The organism is Clostridium sp. CM041 (assembly GCF_055081035.1).
In genome coordinates, this window is sequence record NZ_CM143648.1 from 1540847 (window position 1) to 1566866 (window position 26020).

The window sequence follows — 26020 nt, forward strand, 5'->3', positions numbered from 1 at the left end:
TTTTATAAACCTCCCGCCGCTGCTTTCATAATATTTTCTTGATTTGCATCATTCATGCTAAACTCACCAGTTACTTTACCTTCATGCATAACAATGATGCGATCACTCATTCCTAGTATTTCTGGAAGTTCTGAAGAAATCATAATTACTGCTGCTCCATTTAATACAAGTTCATTCATAACATTGTAAACTTCTACTTTTGCTCCAACATCTATTCCTCTTGTTGGTTCATCAAATATAAATATATTTGCATGTGTATTAAGCCACTTCCCTATAACAACTTTCTGTTGATTTCCTCCACTAAGTTTTCTTACTGTAAAAGTATCTACAGGTGGATTTATATCTAATTTTTTAATATTTTCCATTGTTATTTCTTTTAACTTCTTAATGTCAAGGAGCATTCCTGATTTACATCTATTTAATGATGCTAAATTCATATTAAAAGCCACAGTATTGTCAAGTACTAAGCCTTGTTCTTTTCTATCCTCAGTTAAAAATGCAAGTCCATGTGCCATAGCATCTTTAGGTGATTTTATATTTACCTGTTTTCCATTTATATATGTTATACCTTTATTTTTCATATCAACTCCAAAAATTGCTCTTGCAACTTCTGTTCTTCCTGCACCTACAAGCCCTGACAAACCTAATATTTCTCCTTTATTAACTTTAAAACTAACATTGTTAAAAACATTGTTACTAGTATAATTTTCAATTCTTAGAGCTTCTTCACCTATTTTGGATTCAACTTTAGGAAACTGATTTTCTAAATCTCTTCCTACCATTAAACGAATAAGTTTCTCCAAAGTTACTTCCTCAATTGGAAGCGTTGTTACTTTTCTGCCATCTCTCATTACAGTTACTCTATCGCACACTTCCATAATTTCATCTAATCTATGAGATATAAATATAATTGAAATACCCTTTTGTTTTAGTTCTTTTATAGTCCTTAACAATTCTTTTACTTCTTTTGAACTCAAACTAGATGTAGGTTCATCCATTATTAAAAGTTTTGTTTGTACAGAAAGTGCTTTTGCTATTTCTACCATTTGTTGTTGGCCCATACCTAATTTGGATATAGCAATCTTTGGATTAATTTTTTGACCGAGTTCCATTAATAACTCTCCCGATTTTCTTATCATCTCTTTTATATTAATTAAAGGTATCCCTTTATTTTTAAGTTCTCTACCTAAATAAACATTTCCAGCTACACTTAATTCTCTTACGACATTTAGCTCTTGATATATAGCTGTTATTCCTAACCTCATTGCTTCTTTTGGATCCTGAATATGAACCTCTTTTCCTTCAACTAAAATCTTTCCTAAATCATTTCTATGTGCACCAGTAAGTAATTTTATTAATGTAGACTTACCAGCACCATTTTCTCCAACTAATCCAAGGATTTCACCAGGATAAACATCTATATCAATATTATCAATTGCTATTACCCCAGGAAATATTTTTGATACTCCTTTTAGCTCTATAAATGGTTGGGCCATTATTTAGTCACCTCTCTTTTTCAAAAATAAATTTTTATTGAGCTAATATTTTTTCTAAATCATTTTTTGCATTTTGAGCATTGTCTTTTGTTATTAAATTTGTACCTGTATCAATTCTAGCATCAATTTTTTCTCCCTTTGCTACTTTAACTCCTGCCTCTACTCCTGTTTTTCCTATGTTATATGCACTTTGAGCGACAGATGCCGTAAGTTCTTTTGCAATAATGGAATTTAATGCATCTGGTGAACCATCAAATCCTACAACAATAACATTTGTCTTATTAGCAGCTTTAAGTGCTCTAACTGCTCCTAATGCCATTTCATCATTTGAACAGAATACAGCTTTTACATTTGGATGAGTTTGTAATAAGTTTTCCATAACTGACATTGCTTTATTTCTATCACTATCTGCTGGTTGAACTGCTGAAACCTTAAATCCGCCAGCTATTATAGCATCTGTTGCACCTTTGATACGTTCATCATGAGTCGCATCACCAAGAGCGCCTCTGATCATAACAATATCATCTGAAGCTTTAAGACTATTTGCTATATACTCTCCTCCAACCTTACCACCTGCTTCATTTCCAGTTCCAACAAATGATTTCTTTTTATCCCATTTTGCATCTGTATCTATTAATATAACTGGAATTTTATCTGCATCAGCCTTATCAAAAGTTGATAAAGCTGCACTTGGTTGTGATGGTGCTACAACTAAAGCAGATACACCTTTTACTATTTGATCTTCCATCATTGAAGTCTGCCCAGCTATATCTGTTTCTGCATTTGGGCCAACAACTTGTACTTCTACATTTAATGATTTACCTGCATCTACTGCACCAGCTTTTACTTGTTTCCAGTAATCACTGTTTATCGCTTTTAAAACTACTGCTACTTTAACTTTTTTTGGTGCTGCTGGATCTGAAGATTTAGAACTTCCACATCCACCTAAAATTGATACCACCATTGTAGCTATAACTAAAATCCCTAAAACTTTACCTTGCTTCCCCAATTTTACAATCCCCCTTAATTTTAGTTCATTTCCTCATTCACAAGATTTCTTCCCACCTTCCTCAATATAAGAATGAATTTTCAGCAAAATAGTTTACACTGATACTTTATTTTTAAGTAAAAACCGAATACATTAAAATATTATATGTATCCTATTTCATTGAATTTAGTTTACATCATTTTCAGAAAATTCTAAACTTTAAAAATTAAATAACTCATTGATTTTACTCAATTTATGTACTTTGAATATTAACAATCTATTTGAATATTCACTAAATTCACTGAATCTTCTTAATTTAATGTTTCTATATGATTTTTAATATATCCTTTTGTTGTAAATATTTGATTTTATACATTTAATTTTAACCAACACAAGTTACTATAGATCGTATAAAATCGTTTTCATTTTGATTGTTTTGTGATATATTAATTACATTAGTAATTAATCTCAAATATGATATTTTTTATATTTGTATGTTTTTACATTATATGATTTTGTGGAATTCACCTTATTAAAATGCTGAAAACCTTTTAGGTTTACAATAGGTTAAGTCGTATTTTGTTTGCAAAATTTGAATCTATATTTATAATATTTAGTGGTTCATTCACTTATTTTATAAATATAGTCAACTCTCATATATTAAATGATATATGCCTCTTTTCAACTGAAATTTAGCATATAGCTACTGTAATATACTTTATGAAGGGGGCCGACCTTCCATGAAACTTCATTTACCAAAAAGAAATTTTATAAATTTAAAAAGTACTTTTACAAAACTACTTTTATCTTATATTTTGCTTAGCTTTATGATATTAATTATTACAACCTTCGCTCTTTATCAAGGTTATCGGAATCAAATTCTTGAACAATCTAACAATGTCTATGATAAATTATTAAAACAAGCAAATTATTACACCCAAAACACTTTAAATTGGGCCAACTCTTTTGTTCATCAATTGTATATTGATGATAATATTTATAACTTGATGTATAGTTCAAGCAAAATCCCCACTAACCAATCTGTGGGGATTTTGAAACTAGGTCAAGCTTCTTCCGTTATACCCTTAACTCAATCAATTTACGTTTACAATAATACCTTAAAAATGTTTTATTCTTCAGCTGGAATAAATTCTTCTTCAGATAGTTTTTATGATCAAGACATTGTATCAATTTTAAGGAAATCAAACTGTTCACTTACTTCTGAATTTATTCCCAGGACAATAAAACTTCCAAATGAATCCACCACGACAGATGTGCTTACAATTGTACTTGCAAGTAACAAACTCAAAGATAATGGGCTCCCAGAGGGGGCAATCATCTTGAATTTAAGCGCAAATGAAATTGGCAATTACTTTAAGGATATCTCTACTGTAAATAACGACTTATTTGCTATTAATAACAAAGGCTTAATTGTACTTAATTCAAAAACAAACGATTTTAATAGAGACATTTATAATTTAAATTACGTTAAACGGATATTGAATTCAAAAGACACCCAAGGTCATTTTATAGAAAAGCTGAATGGAACCTCTTGCATTGTTAACTTTTTGGGATCGAAAAAAATAAATTTGGAATTTATTAGCATTACCCCTTATAAAACATTGCTTGAAAGTATGAACAAAATGCTTAATTTATTACTAATCCTGTTTATCGTTATTTTTATTGTTGGGATCTCAGTTTCTTATTTTATTTCCAGAAAAATATATTCCCCCATAGATAGAATTATTAAAAATGTAAAGAAAAATCTATATTCAGATGATGTTATAGAAAAAAACAAAAATGAGTTAGATTATTTATCCTCTGCTATAACTAAGATATTGAATACTTCTCTATCTTTAAAAAACTTATCCATTGAGGATAGTATCTTTATTAAGCAAAAAATTTTAAAAGATCTACTTCTAAATTCTTTAAATAATATAAACGTAATTGAAAAAAAATTAATAGACTTAAATATACACTTAGATCCTAAAAATATTATGATCTTTGTACTTAGAATTGATTCCTACAAAAAATATAGTTCTACTTATTCAAAGGAAGACCTAGAATTGTTTCAATATGCTTTAACAAATATTTCTATTGAGGTAACTAGTACTAAATATAACTGCGAAGCAGTAGATATGGAAACAGATCACATTTCAATTATTTTAAATATAGGAGATGAACCTTCATCCCAAGCACTAACCTCCATTATTGAATTGATTAAACAAATACAAGATATCATTTTTAATTCCTTACATTTTTCCGTCAGTGCTGGTATAGGCAGCTTTGCAAATACTCTCTCTGAATTACCCAAGTCATATAAATGGGCTTATGAATATACAAACTATAAAATTAAATACGGATCTAATTCTATATTGTACTATGATAAAGTTGCACCAGCTATAAGAGAAAACTATAAATATCCTGAAGAGAAAGAAAAATTACTTTTTAACGCTATAAAATCCGGCAAAATTGATGATGTTGAGGTACAATTGACAAATATACTTGAAGAACTTTTAAATTATCGTTATTTAGATATGTTAATGTATATTATGCAACTAGCAATGAATTCGAACAAATTATTGAATAATTTAAAAAAGATTAGTGCAGAGAACCTTCTTATTAATTTTGACTTTATCAGAGAGAATCTTCAGAAATTTGAAAGTATCAATGAAATACACGATTGGCTAATGTCTTCTTATAATCTGACTTTACTACAACTTCAAAAAACCAAAGATCATAAAAAAGACAAATTAGTTAATAAAATTATATCTTATATCGAATTGAATTATGATAATTCAATTCTTTCTCCTGAATATCTAGCAGACTATGTAAATATTTCTCCCAATTACCTCCGAACAATCTTTAAAGAAATTCGAAATCAATCTCTATCTAATTATATTAATCAGTATAGATTTGAAAAAGCAAAATATTTACTTGAAAACACACATCTTACTGTTAATGATATTTCTGAAAAAGTTGGTTTTGTAAATACTAACTACTTTTATACTTCCTTCAAAAAATATTATGGTGTTTCCCCAACTGAATCGAGAAACAATACCTAATAAGATAAAAGCCTCATACTAAATTAATAGTATGAGGCTTTTATCTTGTTCTAAGTATTCACATTTTAAAAAATATCTACTTTATATCGGCCCAATTAGCAGGATATGTCACAAACATAAATTTTGCATAATTTGGAACACTGAATTGAATTTTTGAGTTTTTAGGAATTAAAATCATTTCCCCTTTATTGGCTACAACTTTTCTTCCATCAATATTTACTTCTAAAGTTCCCTCTATAACATAATCTATTTCATCATATTTTAATGTCCAATCAAAGCACGTTTCTTTCATTTCCATAAGACCGCATCCAAGTCTCGGACTTTCTTCTAATGTTACAACATCAGTTAAAAGAACGTCATCTCCTTCTTTGCCGGTATCAAACTTATTCATTTTTACAGTGTTTAATTTTATTGACATTATACCACTAGGATCTACGTGCTTTTCAAATTCACATTTTTCCTTTGATAAACTTTCTGCTATGATTTTTCTAACCATGTCTTCAATTAATTTTGAATCTATATTTTCCATTTTAATTCCTCCATTCATTATTATCTTATAATGCTATTATGCTTGAACAGACTTATCTTTTTTATTTTTCGAAAGTATAAAACAAGCTAACGCAACCGCTGCAACTCCACCGACTAATTTTGCAACTATCATAGGGAATATCATTCCTTTTTCTACTCCAGCAACAAAACCTAAATGATCTCCAAATACAAAAGCTGCACTAACTGCAAATGCAACGTTTATTATCTTACCCCGTTCATCCATGTCTTTCATCATTCCAAACATTGGTATACTATTTGCAAGACTTGCCACCATACCTGCTGCTGAAATATCATTCATACCTAGTAATGAACCAAGCTTCATTAGAGGTTTTTTAAATACTTTTGTTATAACATAAACCATTGGGAAGGCTCCTGCGAGTACTATTGCAATAGAACCTACTATCTCAATACCTTCGGATAGTGGTGCCATTCCAGGTATAACAACTACTCCTGTTAAAGTTTCTATTATTATAGCTGCAAGACCTATTGTTATAAGCACAACTACACCTTTTCCAAAAACGGTAAAGCCTTTTATCATTTTTTCAGGAATTAACCATAATCCTACAGCAAGAAGTGCTGCAAATATTATTATTGGCACAAGATTTTTAAGTAACATTATTACTTCAAATCCAGCTACAAGTCCACCTATAAGCGCTCCTATAGGAATTGTTATTATCCCTGCAAGTACACCTGTTGCCAAAAATTTATGGTCTTCTTTCTTAATTATTCCAAGAGCAACTGGTATAGTAAATACAATAGTTGGTCCCATCATAGATCCTATAATTACGCCTGAGAAGCTTGCTGCTTGTGCCGTTTGTGCAAGTTCTTTTGCAAGAGGATATCCTCCCATATCACAAGCAAGTAAAGTACTAGCAAACATAGATGGATCTGCTCCTAATGCAGTGTAAATTGGGACTACTACAGGTTTTAATACACTAGCAAGTACTGGTGCTAAACAAACTACACCAACCATAGCTATAGTTAATGAACCCATTGCCATAAATCCCTCTTCAAATTGTTCTCCTAAACCAAATTTATTTCCTATGCACTTATCTATCGCACCTAAAACCATGAAAACAACCATTATATATATAATAATATCATTTATTCCCATTTTTTCTCCTTCCAGAAAATTATTTTTTGATCATATGTATTTTTTTATAATTTATCTACATTGTTAACTATTATTATAAGCTACTGATTAGTTCCTCAGATGGTGATGGAATTACTATACTTGAAACTATTTTTTTCTCATCAATTTCTCTTAAAGCTTCTTTTACAGCTTCCTGCACAGAACTCATATCACCATATATAATAAAATAAGATTTTCCACCAATTAAAGTGCCGAGACTTAACTTAAAAAGCCTTACCTCTGCTGCTTTAAGCGCCTTATCTAAGATAAATATTCCAGAAACTACATTAGTGGTCTCCACTACTCCTATAGCTCCATTAGGTACTACTTTTATTTTATTTTTTAATGATTGTATAATATCCTTATGTACATTAGGAAGTAGAAAACTTCCTATTAAAAAACCCTTACTTTGATTCGTCCCCTTATCTAAGGCTTCTTTAACAGATCCTACTTCTCCTGATATAAGTATCATAAATTTCCCTGGACAAATAGTTCTACAAAATACTAATTCTACCTCTGCGGATTTTAGAACTACATCCGCTATTTCTATTCCTTTTGCAATACTTCTAAATTCCATCATTCCTAAAGTTTTAATCATAGATTCACTCCAAATAAATTTATTTATACGAGAAGTGCTTTATTATAGAAATTCTGCATCTACTTCTAAACTATCTATTATACCTACTATAACAGCATCCACAGGCACATCCTTTATATGCAGTGATGCGCTTGCAGCGCTACCCTTAGTCACTAGCACACTATCCCCTATGCCAGCCCCTACTATATCTGCGGCAACAAAAATTCCGCTTGCCTCGCCGGCTGCAGCTTTAGATGGTTCTATTACTAAGAACTTTAATCCATTTAATTTTTCATCTTTTCTTGTAGCCCAAACATTGCCTATAACTTTACCAATAATCATTAACTGCCCCCCCCTTTTTATCTTTTAAATGTTTTAGAATAACCCTAAACTCTATTTATCTTTAATCGTTTTATTCTTATAAAATCTTGAGCAAGTGGGGTTAATATAGCTTTTTTAATTAGGTTTACTTCCTTTATTCCGTTCATATATAATTTTCTAAGGTCTGATTCTGTAATCAGTCTTTTATTATTTATTTCTACTATTTGATGAGATTGCACAGTATCCTCTGAAACCGCTTTTTTAGCTTGTGATTCAGTTTTATTATGCATATCATCGATTACTATATTTGATTCTATTGAGCAGGATTTTTGCACTGATTCATCATTGCAATTAGCGCCCGTTTGCATGCTTTTTAATAAATCCTTTTGATAGACTAAAGCAATTCCATAAGACATGATTTTGTGTTCATATTGATTATATAGATTATATAAAGCTTCATTAGACGTACTTAAATGTTTTCTGTACTGTATTCCCTCTTTTAATACATAAACCTTTTTACCGTTAAAAAGAGCTTCTACTATAAATGCTTGTACACCATTATTACATAACCCAAGCGCCATTGATGCTAATCCCTTATTACATAAATTTGTAACTATTATATGCTCATAGTTTCTCAAATTTATATCTTCTTTATCATAAATATGAACCTCGTATTTATCTTCTACAAGCTCTTTAATCACTGTTAATTCTTCTTCAGAGGAACTTATTACCAATACCTTTTCTTTATCCATTGCAGTATTATTTCTACTGCTAGGAATCCTCTTCATAACTTCCTTAGTGATCATATCTACTAATTTTTCTATATCCACTTAAATCACTTCCTTATATAAAAATTATAATGTTTAATACACCGTAACATATAAGGTATACCATCTTATTTTTAAAATTATCTATAAAACAACAATTCTATTTTATAATTTTTGCAGTAGTGCCTTTATTATATCCACAGGCATTTGCTTCATCATAATCTATGTGCATAAAGGTTCTATATTCTTTCTTTACCCTAATTACAACATCATCAAAGATTAGCGGTCTTTCCCCAGAAACTTCAACTTTAACTATGTCTTTATCACAAACCTTAAATAAATTTGCATCTTCTGATGATAAGTGTATATGACGTTTTGCAACTATTAACCCCTCTTTAATCGTTAAAGAAGCTTTTTCTGTGGCTATGGTTATACCTGCACTACCCTGTAATTTTCCTGATTCACGAATTGGGGCTTTTACTCCTAAAATAACAGCATCACTCTTAGATATTTCCACCTGTGTTTCACTTCTTTCTGGTCCAAGTACAACTACATTTTTAACTGTTCCTTTAGGCCCAGTTAGGCTAACTCTTTCGTTGCAGCTATATTGACCTGGTTGTGATAATTTCTTTGCCTCTGTTAATTTATAACCCTTACCAAATAATATATCAATACTTTCTCTTGAAAGGTGAACATGTTTTCCTGAAGCTTCTACTGTAATTTTAAATTTTTCATTTACTCTTTTTATGACTTCTTCTATAATGTATTCAATGTCTATACCGGTCACTGATGTGCCTCCTCTATTTATATTTTCCTGACAAAAACTTAAACATCATTATATATAAACAGCTGCTTAATCTATTTAAATATCTTATAATATCGTTTCTTGTTATCTCTGCGTCAATGTCTTTAAATGCCTTGAAACCACATATTTCAACTTCTCTTATATTACTTCTTATGGAATTAAGTCCAACAACTATTTCACCCATTTTATAATTAGGCATAAAATGATCCATATTAAAATATTTTTTAGGATTATGTGACATTTCCCTCAGGTCATTCTCACTCATTCCTAAAATAGAGAATTCTGGGAGATTTTCTTCTAATACTTCCGCCCTTAATATGTTACGTACAAAAGATAGAATCTCCTCTAAGTCTTTTGCTACTCCTTCATTTTGAAGTTTTGAAGCTATTACTTGAACTTCCAAGATTTTAGATTGAAGACTATCAAGTCTTCCTCTAAACTCTATTTTCCTATGATCTTTAGGTACTAATTTATTTCCATATAACTGTGTCATATGCTCTGGTTTTTCCTCTACATAACCACCCTTGAGGCAAATATATTTCGGAAAAATTTTTCCTTCATCTTCCTTTTCAGTTTTGGAATTACCTTGCTTCTTAGCACTCAATGTATCAACAATTATTAGTTTAATGTTTTTATCTTGTAGATACTGTTTCGCAGAGGGGGTAATAATAACACCCTTTACTACTTCGTATTCTTTAATATCTGTATTTTTAAGTTGTTTTCTTAGTTCACTTTCAGTTAACAAACTCATATAACTCACATCCCCTTAAGAAGATTGTATATAAGCATACTACCCCACAACCTTTTGAATTGTGGGGATAGTATGTTTTTAAATATTATTCTTCTATTACTTCTTTTACTTTTGGTAGTATTGCATCTACTTCAGCATGTGGTCTTGGAATTACATGAACAGAAACTAATTCTCCTACTCGTTCTGCAGCAGCAGCTCCAGCATCTGTAGCTGCTTTAACAGCTCCAACATCTCCTCTAACCATTACAGTTACGAGTCCTGCACCAATTTGCTCTTTTCCTACTAATGTAACATTTGCAGCTTTAACCATAGCATCTGCAGCTTCTATTGCACCTACGAGTCCTCTTGTTTCAACCATTCCTAATGCGTTTGTACTTGCCATTTTATATTCCTCCTAAAATTTTTTTTATCTATATTAATTTTATATAACTAGCTTTTCAATTTTTCCATAATTTTTTCTACTATTAGATTTATAGAGTCTTCATTTAAATCTTCTTTACTAATATTAGAATTAACAGTGTTACTTCTATCTACTATATCCTCTATTTCACGAGTTCCATAAACCAATCTTCTTATATTCAATAAGTTCATAGGTCCAACATTATCAGAAGTTGCACTTCCGCCAACTGCTCCACAGCCTAAAGTTAAAGCTGGTACTAAGCCTGTAGTAGCTCCTATTCCACCTAGTGAACCTGGAGTATTAACTAATAATCTTGATACAGGTTTTTTAAGTGCAAATTCTCTAATTACAGCTTCATTATTTGAGTGTATTATAAGAGTATGCCCTGCTCCCTCATTGTTTAATATATCAATACATTTCTCACAAGCCTTTTCCCAAGTTTCTTCACAGAAGAAACCTAAAATTGGAGCTAACTTTTCTCTTGAATATGGATACTTATGTCCTACATTTGTTTCCTCAGATATAAGTACTCTAGCTCCAGTAGGAACATTTAAGTTAGCCATTTTAGCTATAGCTTCAACACTTTTTCCTACTATTTGAGGATTCATTGAACCATTACTTCTAAGTATAAATCCTGCTAATCTATCAGCCTCTTCTCTATTTAAGAAATAAGCTCCCTGCGCTTTTAATTCAGAAATTACTTTGTCCTTCGTGCAAGCTTCAACTACTATAGATTGTTCTGAAGCACAGATAGTTCCATTATCAAAAGTCTTACTGTCTAATATTCTCTTTACTGCTAATGGAATATCTGCAGATTTTTCTATGAAAGCTGGCCCATTTCCTGGTCCTACTCCTATAGCTGGGTTACCTGAGCTATAGGCTGCTTTAACCATAGGTGTACCACCAGTTGCAAGTATTAATGAAATATCACTATGTTTCATTAACTGATCTGTACCTTGCATAGTAGGTATAGACATGCATCCAATAGTTCCTTCTGGTGCTCCTGCAGCCACAGCTGCTTCAGATATTATTCTTACAGTTTCCAATATACATTTTTTACCCATTGGATGTGGTGAGAAAACTATGGAATTTCCTGCTTTTATAGATATCATAGCTTTATATATAGCTGTAGATGTAGGGTTAGTTGATGGAATAAGTCCTGCAACAACCCCTACTGGAACTGCCACCTCAACTAATCTTTTATCTTTATCTTCATTTATTATTCCTACAGTTTTTAAATCCTTTATATATTCATAAACTCCCTTACTAGCAAAAGTATTTTTCACAATCTTATCTTGCCATTTTCCAAAACCAGTTTCCTCTTCTGCCATTTTAGCTAATTTTTCAGCATTATTATAAGCTGAATCACTAATGGCTTTAACTATTCTGTCGATTTCGCTTTGGCTCATTTCGCCTAATTTCTTTTGTGCAATCTTTGCTTTAGCTATTAGGTCCCTAACTTCTTGAATTGACATTAAATCCTTATCCACTATTTACTCCTCCTTTGATAGAATAATACGATCTCTTCTACAAGCCTATCTTTTTTAGCAAACTTTATCTGTTTCTTAGTCATATTATCTAAGTCAAGACTTCTCGCTAATGTTCTGAGTTCATTTACTTTTTCACTCTCTAACTGCTCTTTTAGGCTTGTACTATTACTTAGAGTGTTATCTCCAAATTCTATCGCTTTAATCTCTTGTGTTTTTTTGTCTTGATTTACATTCTTGATTTTTTTACTTTCAACAACTAAAACCTCTTCACTACATTCCTTATGGTGACAATCCTTAGTGCTTGTATTTTCCACAATAGTGTTCCATACTGATAAGTCTGGTCCAGGAATTACATGAGCTACTACTAAAATATTTAACTTTGTCACAGCAATTTCAGCCGCTTCAACAGCTGCTTTAACTGAAGAAACATCACCCTTTATCTTTACTGTAACCAAACCACCATCAACTATTTCACAACCTATAAGATTTACATTAGATGTCTTAAGTGCCACATCTGCAGCTTCTATGGCACCAAGGTACCCATGTACCTCAATTAACCCTAATGCTCCCTTATACATTTAATTGCCTCACTTTAAAAATTTGTAGGATTTTCAGCTACAAATTGGACTGCTGCTGCAAAAGCATCACAAGCTGCTTGACAAGCTGATTGGCTACCTGTAAGCAATGCTCCACCAAAGTTAGTTTCTGATGGTGGTCCGTAAAAAGTTACTAATTTAACATCTGCTGCTTTTAAAGCAGCATCTAATGCATATACAGCTTCAAGTGGAGGAGCTATTAAATAAGCTATAGGCTCTCCCTCTTTAATGTTCGCAGTTTTCGATAAAAAGCTGCCTGTTCTTGATACACAGTGAGCATAATATGGAACTGTATTATCATCATTAGCACTTGTAAAACTTGCTCCATTTTCTATGAAATCTAGAGCAGAATTAAGTCCACTTCTAACCTCTGCTGGACTTGGTCCAGCCATTATTCCTATAACTTCACCTGCTAGTTTTGTACTTGCATTTGCAGAACCTGCATACATTGATTTTGCATATACTATTTCTACCTCTGCTGATTTCGTAGCTTCATCTAAAGCTGTATAAGTAACATCATCTATATCTGCTGTTATAATTCCTAAACTCTTATGATGTGGAGCTAAATTAAAGGCTTCTACCAAATCTTGACTAACATTTGATATTATTTTTACACCTAATACCGTTGCACGAATAGCTTCATTTTTCATGTGTTTTGCCTCCTAATTATAATTTCTTTACTATAATTTTAAATCTACTCCACTTGCTTTCTTTTCTAGCATTAATTTTATTATGTCAGATATATGAGCACCTGCTTCTACTGGAGGAGTACCACCTTTATGTATATTAGATACAACTGTTCTTCTAGCTTCTGGCATATTTACAGTAGCTTTGTATGCTATATAAGCACTCATACTTTCTGCTGTAACAAGGCCTGGTCTTTCCCCTATAAGTACACAAGTAACATCTGCTTCTAAGGTTTCAGATACTACATCCATAACGCCAACTCTTCCATTTTTAACGAAGAATGGAGTTCCTACAGAAATTCTGTAACCCTCAAGGCCCTGCACCATAGCTGGAAGTACATCACGAATATTAGCTTCTATAGCTGCTGAGCTTAATCCATCTGATACATATATTTGTACCTGTGGTCTCATTTTGCAGTTAGTTTTTATAGCTTTTATACCCTCTTCAGTTATCTTTTTCCCAAGGTCTGGTCTTGTTATAAATTCATCTTTATTGATGCATTCTGTTTTAACAGAAAATAAATTCATTTCCTTTAAGAATTCCTCTGAAACATCTGAGAAAACTGAATCTTGAGCTGCTGCATGATCTGCTCTAACTCTTAAAGCTGTTTCAGTTTTATATCTAGGACCTGCTCTCCAAATTCCTAATCTCGCTTGCGTAGACTCCTTCATTTTTAAATATCCCTTAGGATCTGCTGGATTTGGAACTAAAAGTTGTTTTTTAATATCAACAGTTGTAATATCCTCAATAAATCCATCTTCAACCTCTGTTTTAATAGAATTTAAAGCTTTAGCTGTAACTTTCTTATCTTTACTTGTCATTTCAAGTAGTACCTGTTCAACCAATTTTTTTAAATCATTTTCTGATACCATTATTTTTCCTCCTCTCATTATTTAAGAAATACAGATGCATCTCCTGTTTTTTCAGTCAATTTCCCATCTTTTGTGAATCCCATTTTTTCCATCCAAACTTCAAACTCTTTTATTGGTTTTAAGTGTAATAAATCTCTTAGTGTTGCTGTTTCATGGTATCCAGTAGACTGGTAGTTAAGCATTATATCATCACCATGAGGTAATCCCATAAAGAAGTTACATCCTGCCGCTGTAAGAAGTACGGATAAATTTTCTATATCATTTTGATCTGCCTTCATATGGTTTGTATAACAAGCATCAACACCCATTGGTACTCCAGTTAATTTACCCATGAAGTGATCCTCAAGACCTGCTCTTATAACTTCTTTACTATCATATAAATATTCGGGTCCTATAAATCCAACAACAGTATTTACTAGGAATGGGTTATATCTCTTAGCAAATCCATAACATCTTGCTTCCATAGTTACTTGGTCTACACCATTATGACTATCTGAAGATAATTCTGAACCCTGTCCTGTCTCAAAATACATTACATTAGGGCCAGATCCTGTGCCTTCTTTAAGTGCTAACTGCCTTGCTTCTTCTATCATATCTGCAGTTATTCCAAAAGCTTCATTTCCTTTTTGAGAACCTGCTATACTTTGGAAAATTAAATCCGCAGGAGCTCCACGTCTTATAGCTTCCATTTGTGTTGTTACATGAGCTAATACACAGTTTTGAGTTGGTATTTCCCATTTATTCTTAAAGTCTTCAAAGGTTTTAAGAACTCGCATTACACTTTCAACGGAATCATCAACTGGGTTTAAGCCTATAACCGCATCTCCAACACCATAAGTTAATCCTTCCATAAGAGAAGCTAAAATTCCCTGTGGATTATCTGTGGTATGGTTAGGTTGAAGTCTTGCAGATAAGGTTCCGTCTAGTCCTATTGTTGTATTACAATGTGCAGTAATTCTTATCTTTTTTGCTCCATAAATTAGATCTAAATTAGACATTAACTTAGCTACAGCAGCTACCATCTCACTAGTAAGTCCGCGACTTATCCTTTTAATATCTTCTCCGGTAGTGTTTTCATTTAATATCCACTCTCTAAATTCAGATACTGTTAAGTCTTTAATTCCAGCGTATATCTTTTCATTGACATCATCTTGAATTATTCTTGTTACCTCATCTATTTCATAAGGTACTGCTGGACAATTCCTCAAATCCTCTAAAGTTAAATGACTTAAAACTACCTTAGCCGCCACTCTTTCTTCTGAAGATTCTGCTGCAATTCCTGCAAGCTTATCTCCTGATTTTTCTTCATTTGCCTTTGCCATAACTTCCATTATTGATTTAAAATCATATACTTTTCCAAATAACTTTGTTTTTAATTTCAAGATAATTCACCCCTCTTATTTTTTATGAATTAAATATTAGTGTTTTAATTATTACTGGTACAACCCTACCATTTGCTAGAGGTTTACCTATGTCTATGTAATCGCCATTTTCGACGTTTATAGTGTCAATACATACAACCTCTTTTTTGAAATTAAGCTGTCTATATAAAGTTTGTCCCAGGACTTTAGCTATATCATTTTCAACTACTAAAACAGTTGGAAAATCACCTTTCAAAATCTCATCCATTCCCAAAATCAAAGCCTCCGCTAGTTTTTGCACCTCTACAAAGCTAGGATTCAACTTTCCTTTTATGGCTATAGCCACGGGTTGAAGCTCATTCTCTAAAGTAAACCATTTAAGTTTTTCCTTTATAACCTTAACCATGTTTTCATAACCTGAATTTTCTTCATCCTCTGAAAGTTTTAGTATTGGAAGGTTTTTAATAGGAAACTTATCCTCTGTATATGTTATTGTACTGCCGCTAATTTCTGTGGTGTGAGAACCAGCTCCTACCACCGTAGCCCTTATGGTCTCTATAGATTTTTTAACCACAATTTTAGTACATAACTTTGACTTACTAATAGCTTGACCAAGTAATATACCTATATCTCCATACTTAAACATTTCATCAGGTTCCAGATTGCAAACATAATCAGCGACCCCTCCAGAGAATGTAATATAATCTATTTCTATATCACTTATAATCCCCTTATTGGTAAGTATTCTTTCATAGAAGCTGCTCTTTTCTCTTATATTCACACTTTCCTCTAAAAGTTTAACCATTTCATCGACTATAATATTCAAAGCCTCAAAGGTTGGCTTCTGCCCCTCTTCTATAGAAACATGATTTAACTTAGCTAATTCCTTTATCTTCTCCGCTATATATAGAACCTTGCCCGAAGACTTATCAATTTTAATAAGTCTTCCACCTATATCTAAACATCCTGTATCTAAAAGTTTTCCTTCTTTGAAGACTGCTATATTAGTAGTTCCTCCACCAATATCCAAGTTAACTACAGTAGACTCTTCATCCTCAGAAATTTTATCTGCTCCTGCACCTTTTGCTGAGATTATTGATTCTAAATCAGGTCCTGCAGTAGCTACAACAAACTCTCCTGCAAGTCCACTTAATTTTTGCAAAACATCGTTAGCATTTTGCTTTCTAGCAGTTTCACCGGTTATTATAACCGCTCCAGTTATAACCTCTGAGGGCGCTATTCCTGCTGCAAGGTACTCTCTTTTTACTATTTCGCGAACTTTTTCACCATCTATCTCCTTTTGTGATTTAAGTGGTGTGAAGTATATTTCACTTCTATATATAATTTCCTTATCCACAATGGATATTCTAGGTATAGAGAAATTTGAGGCCAAATTTTCTATAATTATCTTGCTAAATACAAGTTGTGTTGTTGAAGTACCAATGTCTATACCAACACTTATAATTTCTTCTCTCATATTAATTCCTCTTTTCAAATGCCTTATGAATTTTCAGAAACACAGTTTAAAGAACCAAAAAAGGCTTAAAGTCATTTTAAAAAATAACTTTAAGCCTCATCGCTTATCTTAAAAACACGCCCTTGTGTTTCCATTATCCATATTAATTTTTGAAATCAAATACCACTCTAGTTCCTTCTGAATCTGTTGCTATATTAATATCTCCATTTAGCTTATCCTTAACTATAGTCTTTACTATACTAAGTCCTAAACTATTTTTTCTAACCTTATTAATATCAAATCCTGTACCATTGTCAACTACTACAATGGTAGAATATATTTCACTTTTTTCGATTACAATATCTATATTACCTGAAGGTTTATCTACAAAAGCATATTGCATAGAATTCTGAAGTAATTCATTTACTACAAGAGCTATTGAAGTCGCTTTATCAGAACTTACTTTAAAATTACCTCCAATTAAATTCACTTTAATATTTTTATTAGTTGCATTAAAATATCTTATAGCGTTATCTTTAATATTAGAAATAACTTCTTGTATACTTACTTCATCTAGACCTTCTTGCGATAATATCTCATGGGTAGCTGCTATACTTAAAATTCTATTCATGCTTTCATTTAATGCATCTTTAGTCTGCTGGTTATCACTTCTTCTTGCTTGAAGTCTTAATAAACTTGCTATAGTCTGTAGATTATTTTTCACTCTATGGTGAATTTCTTTAATAGCTACAGATTTTAAAATTAATTCCTTCTCTTTTTCCTTCATCATTGTTATATCCCTAATCATAGTAACAAGTTTTAATTTTTTATCAGTTAATATTATTCTCTTAACTTTTAAAAACAGTTTTCCTAAATGCACTTCACATTCATTAGAATTAGGAAAATTCATTACCTCCGCAAAATTAATATCATCTAAGGCTAAATTATCATAATCCATGCCTAGTAGGCTGTCCTTGTAGCCAAGCTTTTTGTATAGTAAATCAGCAATAGGATTTTTAAACCTAACTACTCCTTCTTCATCAAAGATAATAATAGCTTCATCTAAGTGATCAGCTATATTATTTTCATTTTCTGTAGAAGATACTAAAGTATTAGCTAACTCCTCGTAGCCTTGTGCTAGCATTTCCATATGTTTTTTTTTATTTATTTTTTCTGTTATGTCCTTCTCTACTATTAGAACCCCTATAATTTTGCCGTTATTCTCTATAGGTGACACCGTTTGTCGTACATTTATATGTTCTTGAGTTACAGCCTTCAAGTCTTTGGTTGTTATTCCAAGATCTAATGTTCTGAGCACTGCAGGCTCATTATCTCTTAATGCTAGTTCTCCTACTACAGTATTTTGATACATCGAAGGTCTATTAATAGGTTTTGCCTCAGCTATTACTATAGCTTCATCAGCTTCTCTAGTTGGACAATCTATAAAAACATCTGCATTTAAAATGTCGGCAAAATATTTAATACAAGATGACATTTGCTGTATTTTTAAAATGTCATCTTCATCTAAATTAGTGTACATTCTACATAGTTCATATATTTTTTTACTGTTCATAACTCATTATTATAGCCTCAGCTATATCTCCCATTGAACATCTTTTATTCATACTAAGTGTTCTAATCTGGTCATAAGCATCTTGCTCAGTAATTTTATCTCTTTGAATCAATAAGCCTTTAGCTTTTTCAATAATTTTTCTTTCTTCTAGCTTACTACAACCTTTTTCAATTTCTATTTTCATTTTTTTTATTTCTGCGCTCTTGGATATAGCTACCTCCAAAGTTGGAATAAGTGATTTTTCATCTATAGGCTTAACTATGTATCCTATAGCCCCTACCTTGATAGCTTTTTCTACAAACTCTTTGCCACTATAAGCAGTTAGCAAAACTATCCCACTGGCCAAATTTTCATTTTGAATTATTTTAGCTGCGTTTAATCCATCAAGAAGAGGCATCTTTATATCCATAAGCACTAAATCTGGTGAATGTTTTCTACACAATGCTACTGCATCAAATCCATCTGAAGCTTCTCCTACAACATCGTATCCTGCCGCTTCTAATATTTCTTTTAAATCCATTCTTGTAATAGGCTCATCATCGGCTATTACTATTTTTTTATTCATACTTCACCTCATAAAATAAAAATAGATTTTTAAAAAGTTTAATTCATAATATAATCCCTTAAATTTTCTAAACCAGATTTATCAAAAGCACTTATTCTAAAAATTCTTTCTACTCCTGCGCTTACTAGAACTTCTTCTGCTGCTTTTAACTTGTTTTCATCACAGCACAAATCAGTTTTTGTAATAATCCCAATAATAGGCTTTGCAAATATACTAGCAAAGCTTGGCGGAAAAATACTATCTTCCTGCGTACAATCCTGAATCATAGCGATTACATCACTATCTGCTGAAGTAACTATAAGAGCTCTATAATAAGATCTGTTTTCAATGTACTCACCAGGAGTATCTATAATTCCGTCGATAATTTCAACTGTCTGAGTTTTCTTATAATGCAAATCGTCTTCGTTTATTGCTTGAGTCAAAGTAGTTTTGCCACAATTTGTTTTTCCAATTAACATTAAGGTTTTCATATATCACCTCTAAGATCTGGTTATCTTGCATTCAGAAAAATCGAGTACATTACTAAGAACCTTAATAACTTCAGTAAGTGCTGACTCTACACTGCCTACATCACCAACTATAACCACTGACCCACTAAATCTATCCACAAACCCAATAGATACATCTGCCGACTTTGTTGCCACGTCTGCTGCTATAATAGAGGCCTCGCTAGGTGTTATAGTAAGTATCCCTAAAGCATCCTTATGATCTGCTGTAAGTCCTAGTTTTTTATATAGATCTTTGTTGGGGTTTGCAATTAAGTGGGCTAATGTAACTTGCTTTCCAGGAACATATTCTTGTATTACTCTTTGTTTCTCTTCCATAGTATCACCACTTCTTTGAATTTTTATAAAAAATAGACTCACTAAAAATATAATTATATTTTTAACAAGCCTCATTGCCTTCTTTAAAATGTACACGCCATTGTGTACCTATGCTTAAATATTATACTCTTTATTCTAATTTGTCAATATGAAAAATTAATATGGAAAACGTTTTTAATATTGTTAATTTTTCCGTGTTATTTATATCAATGTGCCCTATTATTTTTCATCAAAAACCCTTTCAAATAAAGCTATTATTTCCTCTATATTAGGTACTCGTGGATTCGTTTCAGTGCATCTATCCTCTATAGCTATCATGGCCATTTCTGAAACTTCTTTTTTAAAATCCTCTGCCTTTATCCCTGTTTCTTTTAGTGATGTAGGCATATTTAATTCCTTTAAAAGCTTATTTATAGCTGCTATTAGACTTTTTACCCCTTGTCTAACATTTGATGATGGCAATCCTAATATTTTGGATATTTCTGAATATCTTTTAGCGGCCTTTGTATAATCATTTGAATTAAAACCTTTTAAATCTGCATTGTATTCTATTACATATGGCAGTAATATAGCATTAGTTTTTCCATGAGATACATGAAATCTTCCACCAACAATATGTGCCATTCCATGATTTAACCCTAGTGATGCATTATTAAAAGCTATCCCTGCTATGCAAGAAGCATTGTGCATTTTTTTTCTTGCGTCTAAATCATTCCCATTCTTATAAGCTCTCATTAAATTTTCAAAAACCAATTTTATAGATTTTTCTGCTAATGCATCTGTATAATCTGTTGCATTAGTAGATACATAAGCTTCTATAGCATGGGTTAGTACATCCATTCCTGTATCTCCTGTTATAAAATTTGGCACAGTTGTAACAAGTTCTGCATCTAATATAGCTTCGTCAGGTAGTAGTTCATCTGATACTAAAGGATATTTTATATTCTTACTTTTATCTGTAATTACAGAAAAACTTGTAACCTCAGAACCTGTGCCACTTGTTGTAGGTATAGCTATAAATTTAATTTTATTATTATTCTTCACGCCACAATCCATACGCTCATGTATCTTAGAACTAAAAGAACATATTGCTTTTGCTGCATCTATAGCAGAACCTCCACCTAGCGCTATTACTACTTCCGGATTAAATTTCATCATAACCTCTATACCTTTTACTACAACTTCTATTGGTGGATCTGGTACAATATCTGAAAATACCATATACTGAATGTCACCCTTCGAAACTTCATCAGTAATCTTGTTTATAGCACCTGACTTTACCATAAAAGGGTCTGTAACTATAAATGCCCTTTTACAATCAAGTTGACTTAATCTTTCTAATGAACCATCTCCAAAATATATCTGCGTTTTAATGCTAAAACTCTCCATTAATATTCTCCTTTCAGAATTAAATCATCTCCTGCGGAGCTGAAACAGCTTCGCGGGAGCTCCATTGACGACTTCAGAAGTAGATTATACACCCACTGAAGTTTTCTATTTGTTAGGGTACGTAGTTCCCGCTTATAGAAGTGGGAGTCTTTCCTTCTAAACTGTCGTTAAATAAAAAAGCCCCATAGGAATCAATTCCCACGGAGCCTCAATGCTCATTTAATACACTTCATTGTGCATAATTAAAATATAAAATTATGTTATCACTTAAATTCTATATTTTAAATTATAATATGTCAAGGATTAATAATATTACATTTTTTGTTGGAAAAATGGATTAGGTGATGAAGATGTTTTTATATGATACTATATATACAACAACGATAATGTTAACACTATTCAGAATGCTTAGGAGGTCTTATAATGAATTTTCATGGAATTTTTATTGGCATTGCTGCCTTTCTTATTATTGGAGTTTTTCATCCTATAGTAATTAAAGGAGAATACTATTTTGGTAAAAAAATATGGCCTGTATTTTTAATTTTAGGAATTGTTTTTGTGCTTATCTCATTGTATATTAAAAATACTACACTATCAGCTATAGTAGGGGTAGCTGGTTTCTCATGCATTTGGAGTATTCATGAAATTATAGAGCAAGAAGAAAGAGTTAAAAAAGGATGGTTTCCAAAAAAAACAAATAGGAAATAACTAAAACTACCCTACAGGATAGACTTTTTTAAAATTGTCTACTCTACAGGGTACATTTTAGTTAGTTCCTTGCTAAAATTTTATGAAAAAGCCACTTCATCACTTATAAAGTCATTAGAATTCTTGTTGTTAAATCGTTCTAAAAGTTTGGGTATAGTCAACCTTTTCTTTTCTTCTCCGATGATATCTAGAACTATTTCTCCACCATGAAGCATTATCAGCCTATTTCCTATATCTATGGCATAATTTAAATTGTGAGTTATCATAAGTGTAGTTATATTTTTTTCACCAACTGTATTTTTAGTTAATTTTATTATATTTTCAGAAGTCTTTGGATCTAAGGCTGCGGTATGCTCATCTAAAAGCAATAAATCAGGATTAGATATAGTTGATATAAGTAGTGACAAAGCTTGTCTTTGACCACCAGATAATAAACCAACCTTTTTATTTAAGTTGTTTTCAAGGCCCAAAGAAAGTCTGGATAATGATTCCTTAAATAATTCTAAATTTTTATTGTTAATGCCAGGAGTTAATCCAAATTTACTCCCTTTATTATAAGCCATTGATAAATTTTCTAATATGGACATAGAAGGAGAAGTACCTAAAGTTGGATCTTGGAATACCCTTCCTATAAATTTTGTTCTTTTATGTTCTGGAAGCGATGAGATATTTCTTCCATTTAAACAAATAGAACCCTTGTCAGGTAATATTGAACCAGATATTAAATTTAATAGAGATGATTTGCCGGCACCATTGCTACCTATTACTGTAATAAAATCTCCCTTGTTTAAATGAAGGTTCAAATTATTAAATATAATTTTTTCATTTATTGTATCCTTGTTAAAAATCTTTTGAAGATTATTTATCTGAAGCAATTGGAACACCTCCTGACATAAATTTCTTTAACATTTTAAAACTTAAATTAACCTTTTGCCCATTTAAGGACAAAGCAAATATAACAATTATGCAAGTTATAAGTTTTAAATCTGTTGGAGGTAACCCTAAGTTTAAAGCAATAGATATACTGCCTTTATATAATATTGAACCTAAAATTGCAGTAGTTGTTGGAAGCATCCATGAAGTTTTTTTGAAAATAGCTTCTCCTAATATAACAGACGCTAGACCCATAACTATAATTCCAGTTCCCATGCCTACATCAGAAAATCTTTGATATTGAGCCATCATAGAACCAGAAACTGCTACAAGACCATTTGAAAGCATAAGACCAAGTATTTTGATAGTCCCTATATCAATTCCTAAGGAAGTTACCATTTGAGAATTATCTCCTGTAGCTCTTAATATAAACCCTAGTTTTGTATTCAAAAACAAATCTAAAACTATCTTAGCTAAAATAGCAAATAAAGCAATTATGATTACTGGAGAAATATCATTAGAAAAAATAGTGTTTTGTGAAAATAATGGCACATTAGCTTTACCCATTATCCTAAGATTTATAGAATAAAGTCCTATCATAACTAAAATACCTGAAAGTAAATTTGTTATTTTAAGCTTCACATGAAGTATCCCAGTAATTCCTCCGGCCATTATGCCTGAAATAAAAGCTAAAATTAGTGATATAAAAGGATTTACACCTTTTATTAATGCGGCTGCTGTAACTGCAGCGCCTAATGCAAAAGTTCCATCTACAGATAAATCGGGAAAATCTAATATTCTGTAAGTTATATAAACTCCTATAGCCATTATTGCAAAAATAAATCCTTGTTCTAGTATGTTTATAATAAGGCCATCCATTACTTAGCACCGCCCTTAACTATCACTGCTTTTGCCACTAAATCACTTGGTATAGTAATTTTAAGTTTGCTTGCCGTATCTTCATTTATGGTAAGTGTTGATTCCTTTAAAGTTTGTATAGGCATATCATTTGGCTTTTTACCATTTATGATATCTACTGCCATAAGACCTGTCTCAAAACCAAGTTTATAGTAGTCTATACCTTCTGTAGCTAATGCCCCAGCATCTACATGAGCTTTTTCAGCACCTATTATAGGTATTCCTTTTTCAATGGATTTCAAGCTGATGAGAGGCATTGAAGATGCTACTAAGTTATCAGTTGTTGTATATAAAACGTCAATTCTAGGAAGCAATGAAGCTAATGCTTGAGATATATCGTTAGAACTTGAAATCCCCACAGCTATTATTTCTAAATTCATCTTTGAACCTTGCTTTTTTGCCATTTCTACTTGAATTTCTGAATTTGCTTCACTTGTATTATATAATATACCTACCTTTTTAGAGTTAGGTTTTAGTATTTTTATTAACTGAAATTGTTTATCCATAGGCAATTCATCACTAGTGCCTGTAACATTTGTATCGGGTTTGTTTAGAGATTTTACAAGACCTGATTTTGCAGGATCAGTTACAGCAGTTATAAGTATAGGGATACTTTTAGTACTGTTATATGCTGCCTGTGCGCAAGGCGTTGCTATAGCATATATTAAATCCTTTTTAGTTGAAGTGAAATTGCTTGCAATAGTTTGAGCTGTTGGAATATCGCCTTGAGCATTTTGAAAGTCTATTTTTATTTTTTCACCATCTATAAACCCCTTAGAACTAAGAGCATCTATAAATCCTTTGTGAGCTTTGTCTAGTGCGGGATGTTCTACAAGTTGAATTATTCCAATACTTGTCACCTTACCAAAATTACCTTTACTCTTTGTTTTAGCAGTCGAACAACCTGCTAAAACTGAGGCACCCAAAAACAACGTGCCAATTACACATAATAATCTCTTTTTTCCTACCATACTACCATCCTCCTAAAATATTTAATTATAAAAATAAAAGCTACTATTAAATCATCTCCTGCGGAGTCATCTCCTGCGGAGCTGCAATATTAATGACTTCAGAAGGAGCTTTATACTCCCACAAGAATTTTTTCTTTGTTATAGTATAGACCTCCCACTTATAAAAGTTGGAGACTTTCCTTCTGAAATGTCATTAATTTTATAGTTAGCTTTATTTACGTTTTAATCCCTACCATTATTACACTACCATACTACCTACTACGCTACCATACTACATGCTACAAAATACCTTAACTACATTATCATTCTATGTTAAATTTGTTATTAATCTTATAGCAATTTTTTCAAATTGTCAATATATTTCTAAAATATTAGATTTTCAAATTATAAAATTTCAGTTAATAAATATCAGGTATAGAACGATGTGAAAGTCCTATTACAACTTCATTCAAATGGAGCAAACCTATGCTTAAAAATATACATACACTTATATGTTCACCAGATCTCGCTATTCCCATTTTTCCACCTACATTTAATCCGTTAGCTTTAGGTGCAACTTGGGCTAAAGCATCTTTAGTAGCACCAGCTACAGCACCCTCATGAACATGACAATCCTTTATAAGTCCACCTCTTTTGGAGGCTACAATAGCACTTTCAATTACCTTTGTGGTAAATGCAGAAAAATTACCTCCAATATCTATTGCGGCAACTAATATTCCTTTTTCTTTGTAAGCTGCGATAAATTTTTCTTCGCTAGCTCTTGGACATAGGGACATTTTCACAGAAATTTTAGCAATATCTGTACTTTTATGATCCATAAGTATCACCTCTAAATTAATATTTTTCGATTTTAGTATAACATATATTATACTTGCATCCAAAAGTT

The 26020-nt window shown here is 31.7% G+C and carries 27 protein-coding genes; 2 read left to right on the forward strand and 25 right to left on the reverse strand.

Annotation, left to right across the window (positions count from 1 at the left end; genetic code table 11):
• Positions 1 to 2: 2 nt before the first annotated feature.
• Positions 3 to 1496 carry a sugar ABC transporter ATP-binding protein gene (locus ACWJJT_RS07230; protein ID WP_462956526.1) on the reverse strand — a complete coding sequence of 498 codons (1494 nt, stop codon included), beginning with the start codon at positions 1494 to 1496 and terminating at the stop codon, positions 3 to 5.
• A gap of 34 nt (positions 1497 to 1530) precedes the next feature.
• Positions 1531 to 2505: a sugar ABC transporter substrate-binding protein gene (locus ACWJJT_RS07235; RefSeq protein ID WP_462956527.1), complete on the reverse strand. Its 975-nt coding sequence runs from the start codon at positions 2503 to 2505 to the stop codon at positions 1531 to 1533.
• 719 nt (positions 2506 to 3224) lie between these two features.
• On the opposite strand from ACWJJT_RS07235, the gene ACWJJT_RS07240 reads away from it, so the two are divergent.
• On the forward strand, positions 3225 to 5549 hold the full coding sequence (locus ACWJJT_RS07240) for a helix-turn-helix domain-containing protein (RefSeq protein WP_462956528.1): 2325 nt from the start codon (positions 3225 to 3227) through the stop codon (positions 5547 to 5549).
• A 76-nt stretch (positions 5550 to 5625) separates the two neighbouring features.
• Here ACWJJT_RS07240 and ACWJJT_RS07245 read toward each other — a convergent pair whose 3' ends face one another.
• The 19 genes from ACWJJT_RS07245 to ACWJJT_RS07335 form a co-directional block, all read right to left on the reverse strand.
• A complete protein-coding gene (locus ACWJJT_RS07245) occupies positions 5626 to 6078 on the reverse strand; it encodes a cupin domain-containing protein (RefSeq protein WP_462956529.1) in 453 nt (150 codons plus the stop codon).
• 36 nt (positions 6079 to 6114) lie between these two features.
• The gene (gene eutH, locus ACWJJT_RS07250) at positions 6115 to 7212 is read right to left on the reverse strand and encodes an ethanolamine utilization protein EutH (RefSeq protein ID WP_462956530.1); all 1098 of its coding nucleotides are present in this window, start codon (positions 7210 to 7212) and stop codon (positions 6115 to 6117) included.
• Positions 7213 to 7285: 73 nt separating this feature from the next.
• A complete protein-coding gene (locus tag ACWJJT_RS07255) occupies positions 7286 to 7828 on the reverse strand; it encodes a BMC domain-containing protein (RefSeq protein ID WP_462956531.1) in 543 nt (180 codons plus the stop codon).
• 42 nt (positions 7829 to 7870) lie between these two features.
• Entirely contained in the window at positions 7871 to 8149 is a 279-nt protein-coding gene (locus tag ACWJJT_RS07260) for a EutN/CcmL family microcompartment protein (RefSeq protein WP_462956532.1), read from the reverse strand.
• A 44-nt stretch (positions 8150 to 8193) separates the two neighbouring features.
• A complete protein-coding gene (locus ACWJJT_RS07265) occupies positions 8194 to 8958 on the reverse strand; it encodes a hypothetical protein (RefSeq protein ID WP_462956533.1) in 765 nt (254 codons plus the stop codon).
• 97 nt (positions 8959 to 9055) lie between these two features.
• Positions 9056 to 9682, reverse strand: a complete 627-nt coding sequence (gene eutD, locus ACWJJT_RS07270) for an ethanolamine utilization phosphate acetyltransferase EutD (protein WP_462956534.1) — start codon at positions 9680 to 9682, stop codon at positions 9056 to 9058.
• A gap of 13 nt (positions 9683 to 9695) precedes the next feature.
• Entirely contained in the window at positions 9696 to 10451 is a 756-nt protein-coding gene (locus ACWJJT_RS07275) for a cobalamin adenosyltransferase (RefSeq protein ID WP_462956535.1), read from the reverse strand.
• Positions 10452 to 10536: 85 nt separating this feature from the next.
• A complete protein-coding gene (gene eutM, locus ACWJJT_RS07280; protein WP_165411577.1) occupies positions 10537 to 10833 on the reverse strand; it encodes an ethanolamine utilization microcompartment protein EutM in 297 nt (98 codons plus the stop codon).
• A gap of 47 nt (positions 10834 to 10880) precedes the next feature.
• Positions 10881 to 12326 (reverse strand): acetaldehyde dehydrogenase (acetylating), encoded by a 1446-nt coding sequence (locus tag ACWJJT_RS07285; RefSeq protein WP_462956755.1) that lies wholly within the window; start codon positions 12324 to 12326, stop codon positions 10881 to 10883.
• Positions 12327 to 12340: 14 nt separating this feature from the next.
• Positions 12341 to 12919, reverse strand: a complete 579-nt coding sequence (locus ACWJJT_RS07290; RefSeq protein ID WP_462956536.1) for a BMC domain-containing protein — start codon at positions 12917 to 12919, stop codon at positions 12341 to 12343.
• A 14-nt stretch (positions 12920 to 12933) separates the two neighbouring features.
• Entirely contained in the window at positions 12934 to 13587 is a 654-nt protein-coding gene (gene eutL / locus ACWJJT_RS07295; RefSeq protein ID WP_165411575.1) for an ethanolamine utilization microcompartment protein EutL, read from the reverse strand.
• 30 nt (positions 13588 to 13617) lie between these two features.
• Complete coding sequence (gene eutC / locus ACWJJT_RS07300; protein ID WP_462956537.1) at positions 13618 to 14496, reverse strand: ethanolamine ammonia-lyase subunit EutC; 879 nt, start codon at positions 14494 to 14496, stop codon at positions 13618 to 13620.
• Between the two features lie 17 nt (positions 14497 to 14513).
• A complete protein-coding gene (locus tag ACWJJT_RS07305) occupies positions 14514 to 15878 on the reverse strand; it encodes an ethanolamine ammonia-lyase subunit EutB (protein ID WP_216303434.1) in 1365 nt (454 codons plus the stop codon).
• 22 nt (positions 15879 to 15900) lie between these two features.
• The gene (gene eutA, locus ACWJJT_RS07310) at positions 15901 to 17334 is read right to left on the reverse strand and encodes an ethanolamine ammonia-lyase reactivating factor EutA (protein ID WP_462956538.1); all 1434 of its coding nucleotides are present in this window, start codon (positions 17332 to 17334) and stop codon (positions 15901 to 15903) included.
• Positions 17335 to 17476: 142 nt separating this feature from the next.
• A complete protein-coding gene (locus tag ACWJJT_RS07315) occupies positions 17477 to 18886 on the reverse strand; it encodes a sensor histidine kinase (RefSeq protein ID WP_462956539.1) in 1410 nt (469 codons plus the stop codon).
• On the reverse strand, positions 18876 to 19451 hold the full coding sequence (locus ACWJJT_RS07320) for an ANTAR domain-containing response regulator (protein ID WP_462956540.1): 576 nt from the start codon (positions 19449 to 19451) through the stop codon (positions 18876 to 18878). The genes ACWJJT_RS07315 and ACWJJT_RS07320 overlap by 11 nt, the downstream gene beginning before the upstream one ends.
• Positions 19452 to 19489: 38 nt before the next feature.
• Positions 19490 to 19921 carry a EutP/PduV family microcompartment system protein gene (locus ACWJJT_RS07325; protein WP_462956541.1) on the reverse strand — a complete coding sequence of 144 codons (432 nt, stop codon included), beginning with the start codon at positions 19919 to 19921 and terminating at the stop codon, positions 19490 to 19492.
• A gap of 9 nt (positions 19922 to 19930) precedes the next feature.
• Positions 19931 to 20275, reverse strand: a complete 345-nt coding sequence (eutS, locus tag ACWJJT_RS07330; protein WP_165411568.1) for an ethanolamine utilization microcompartment protein EutS — start codon at positions 20273 to 20275, stop codon at positions 19931 to 19933.
• A 219-nt stretch (positions 20276 to 20494) separates the two neighbouring features.
• On the reverse strand, positions 20495 to 21664 hold the full coding sequence (locus tag ACWJJT_RS07335) for a 1-propanol dehydrogenase PduQ (RefSeq protein WP_462956542.1): 1170 nt from the start codon (positions 21662 to 21664) through the stop codon (positions 20495 to 20497).
• 423 nt (positions 21665 to 22087) lie between these two features.
• On the opposite strand from ACWJJT_RS07335, the gene ACWJJT_RS07340 reads away from it, so the two are divergent.
• The gene (locus ACWJJT_RS07340) at positions 22088 to 22372 is read left to right on the forward strand and encodes a DUF4491 family protein (RefSeq protein ID WP_165411566.1); all 285 of its coding nucleotides are present in this window, start codon (positions 22088 to 22090) and stop codon (positions 22370 to 22372) included.
• An 80-nt stretch (positions 22373 to 22452) separates the two neighbouring features.
• Here ACWJJT_RS07340 and ACWJJT_RS07345 read toward each other — a convergent pair whose 3' ends face one another.
• From ACWJJT_RS07345 to ACWJJT_RS07360, 4 genes are all read right to left on the reverse strand, one after another.
• Positions 22453 to 23247: an ABC transporter ATP-binding protein gene (locus tag ACWJJT_RS07345; protein ID WP_462956543.1), complete on the reverse strand. Its 795-nt coding sequence runs from the start codon at positions 23245 to 23247 to the stop codon at positions 22453 to 22455.
• Positions 23231 to 24124 (reverse strand): ABC transporter permease, encoded by an 894-nt coding sequence (locus tag ACWJJT_RS07350; RefSeq protein WP_462956544.1) that lies wholly within the window; start codon positions 24122 to 24124, stop codon positions 23231 to 23233. The genes ACWJJT_RS07345 and ACWJJT_RS07350 overlap by 17 nt, the downstream gene beginning before the upstream one ends.
• On the reverse strand, positions 24124 to 25134 hold the full coding sequence (locus ACWJJT_RS07355; protein ID WP_462956545.1) for an ABC transporter substrate-binding protein: 1011 nt from the start codon (positions 25132 to 25134) through the stop codon (positions 24124 to 24126). The genes ACWJJT_RS07350 and ACWJJT_RS07355 overlap by 1 nt, the downstream gene beginning before the upstream one ends.
• A gap of 398 nt (positions 25135 to 25532) precedes the next feature.
• Complete coding sequence (locus tag ACWJJT_RS07360; RefSeq protein WP_462956546.1) at positions 25533 to 25952, reverse strand: HutP family protein; 420 nt, start codon at positions 25950 to 25952, stop codon at positions 25533 to 25535.
• Positions 25953 to 26020: the final 68 nt, after the last annotated feature.

Bases quoted from the DNA above. Each gene is read 5' to 3' on its own strand.
- ACWJJT_RS07350 (WP_462956544.1), bottom strand. From the start codon at position 24,124: ATGGATGGCCTTATTATAAACATACTAGAACAAGGATTTATTTTTGCA.
- eutC (WP_462956537.1), bottom strand. From the start codon at position 14,496: ATGGTATCAGAAAATGATTTAAAAAAATTGGTTGAACAGGTACTACTT.
- ACWJJT_RS07255 (WP_462956531.1), bottom strand. From the start codon at position 7,828: ATGATTAAAACTTTAGGAATGATGGAATTTAGAAGTATTGCAAAAGGA.
- ACWJJT_RS07355 (WP_462956545.1), bottom strand. From the start codon at position 25,134: ATGGTAGGAAAAAAGAGATTATTATGTGTAATTGGCACGTTGTTTTTG.
- ACWJJT_RS07230 (WP_462956526.1), bottom strand. From the start codon at position 1,496: ATGGCCCAACCATTTATAGAGCTAAAAGGAGTATCAAAAATATTTCCT.
- ACWJJT_RS07320 (WP_462956540.1), bottom strand. From the start codon at position 19,451: ATGAATAAAAAAATAGTAATAGCCGATGATGAGCCTATTACAAGAATG.
- ACWJJT_RS07245 (WP_462956529.1), bottom strand. From the start codon at position 6,078: ATGGAAAATATAGATTCAAAATTAATTGAAGACATGGTTAGAAAAATC.
- eutA (WP_462956538.1), bottom strand. From the start codon at position 17,334: ATGAGAGAAGAAATTATAAGTGTTGGTATAGACATTGGTACTTCAACA.
- ACWJJT_RS07260 (WP_462956532.1), bottom strand. From the start codon at position 8,149: ATGATTATTGGTAAAGTTATAGGCAATGTTTGGGCTACAAGAAAAGAT.
- ACWJJT_RS07240 (WP_462956528.1), top strand. From the start codon at position 3,225: ATGAAACTTCATTTACCAAAAAGAAATTTTATAAATTTAAAAAGTACT.
- eutL (WP_165411575.1), bottom strand. From the start codon at position 13,587: ATGAAAAATGAAGCTATTCGTGCAACGGTATTAGGTGTAAAAATAATA.
- ACWJJT_RS07335 (WP_462956542.1), bottom strand. From the start codon at position 21,664: ATGGAGAGTTTTAGCATTAAAACGCAGATATATTTTGGAGATGGTTCA.
- eutM (WP_165411577.1), bottom strand. From the start codon at position 10,833: ATGGCAAGTACAAACGCATTAGGAATGGTTGAAACAAGAGGACTCGTA.
- ACWJJT_RS07315 (WP_462956539.1), bottom strand. From the start codon at position 18,886: ATGAACAGTAAAAAAATATATGAACTATGTAGAATGTACACTAATTTA.
- ACWJJT_RS07325 (WP_462956541.1), bottom strand. From the start codon at position 19,921: ATGAAAACCTTAATGTTAATTGGAAAAACAAATTGTGGCAAAACTACT.
- ACWJJT_RS07285 (WP_462956755.1), bottom strand. From the start codon at position 12,326: ATGTCAATTCAAGAAGTTAGGGACCTAATAGCTAAAGCAAAGATTGCA.
- eutS (WP_165411568.1), bottom strand. From the start codon at position 20,275: ATGGAAGAGAAACAAAGAGTAATACAAGAATATGTTCCTGGAAAGCAA.
- ACWJJT_RS07290 (WP_462956536.1), bottom strand. From the start codon at position 12,919: ATGTATAAGGGAGCATTAGGGTTAATTGAGGTACATGGGTACCTTGGT.
- eutH (WP_462956530.1), bottom strand. From the start codon at position 7,212: ATGGGAATAAATGATATTATTATATATATAATGGTTGTTTTCATGGTT.
- ACWJJT_RS07340 (WP_165411566.1), top strand. From the start codon at position 22,088: ATGAATTTTCATGGAATTTTTATTGGCATTGCTGCCTTTCTTATTATT.
- ACWJJT_RS07275 (WP_462956535.1), bottom strand. From the start codon at position 10,451: ATGAGTTTGTTAACTGAAAGTGAACTAAGAAAACAACTTAAAAATACA.
- ACWJJT_RS07360 (WP_462956546.1), bottom strand. From the start codon at position 25,952: ATGGATCATAAAAGTACAGATATTGCTAAAATTTCTGTGAAAATGTCC.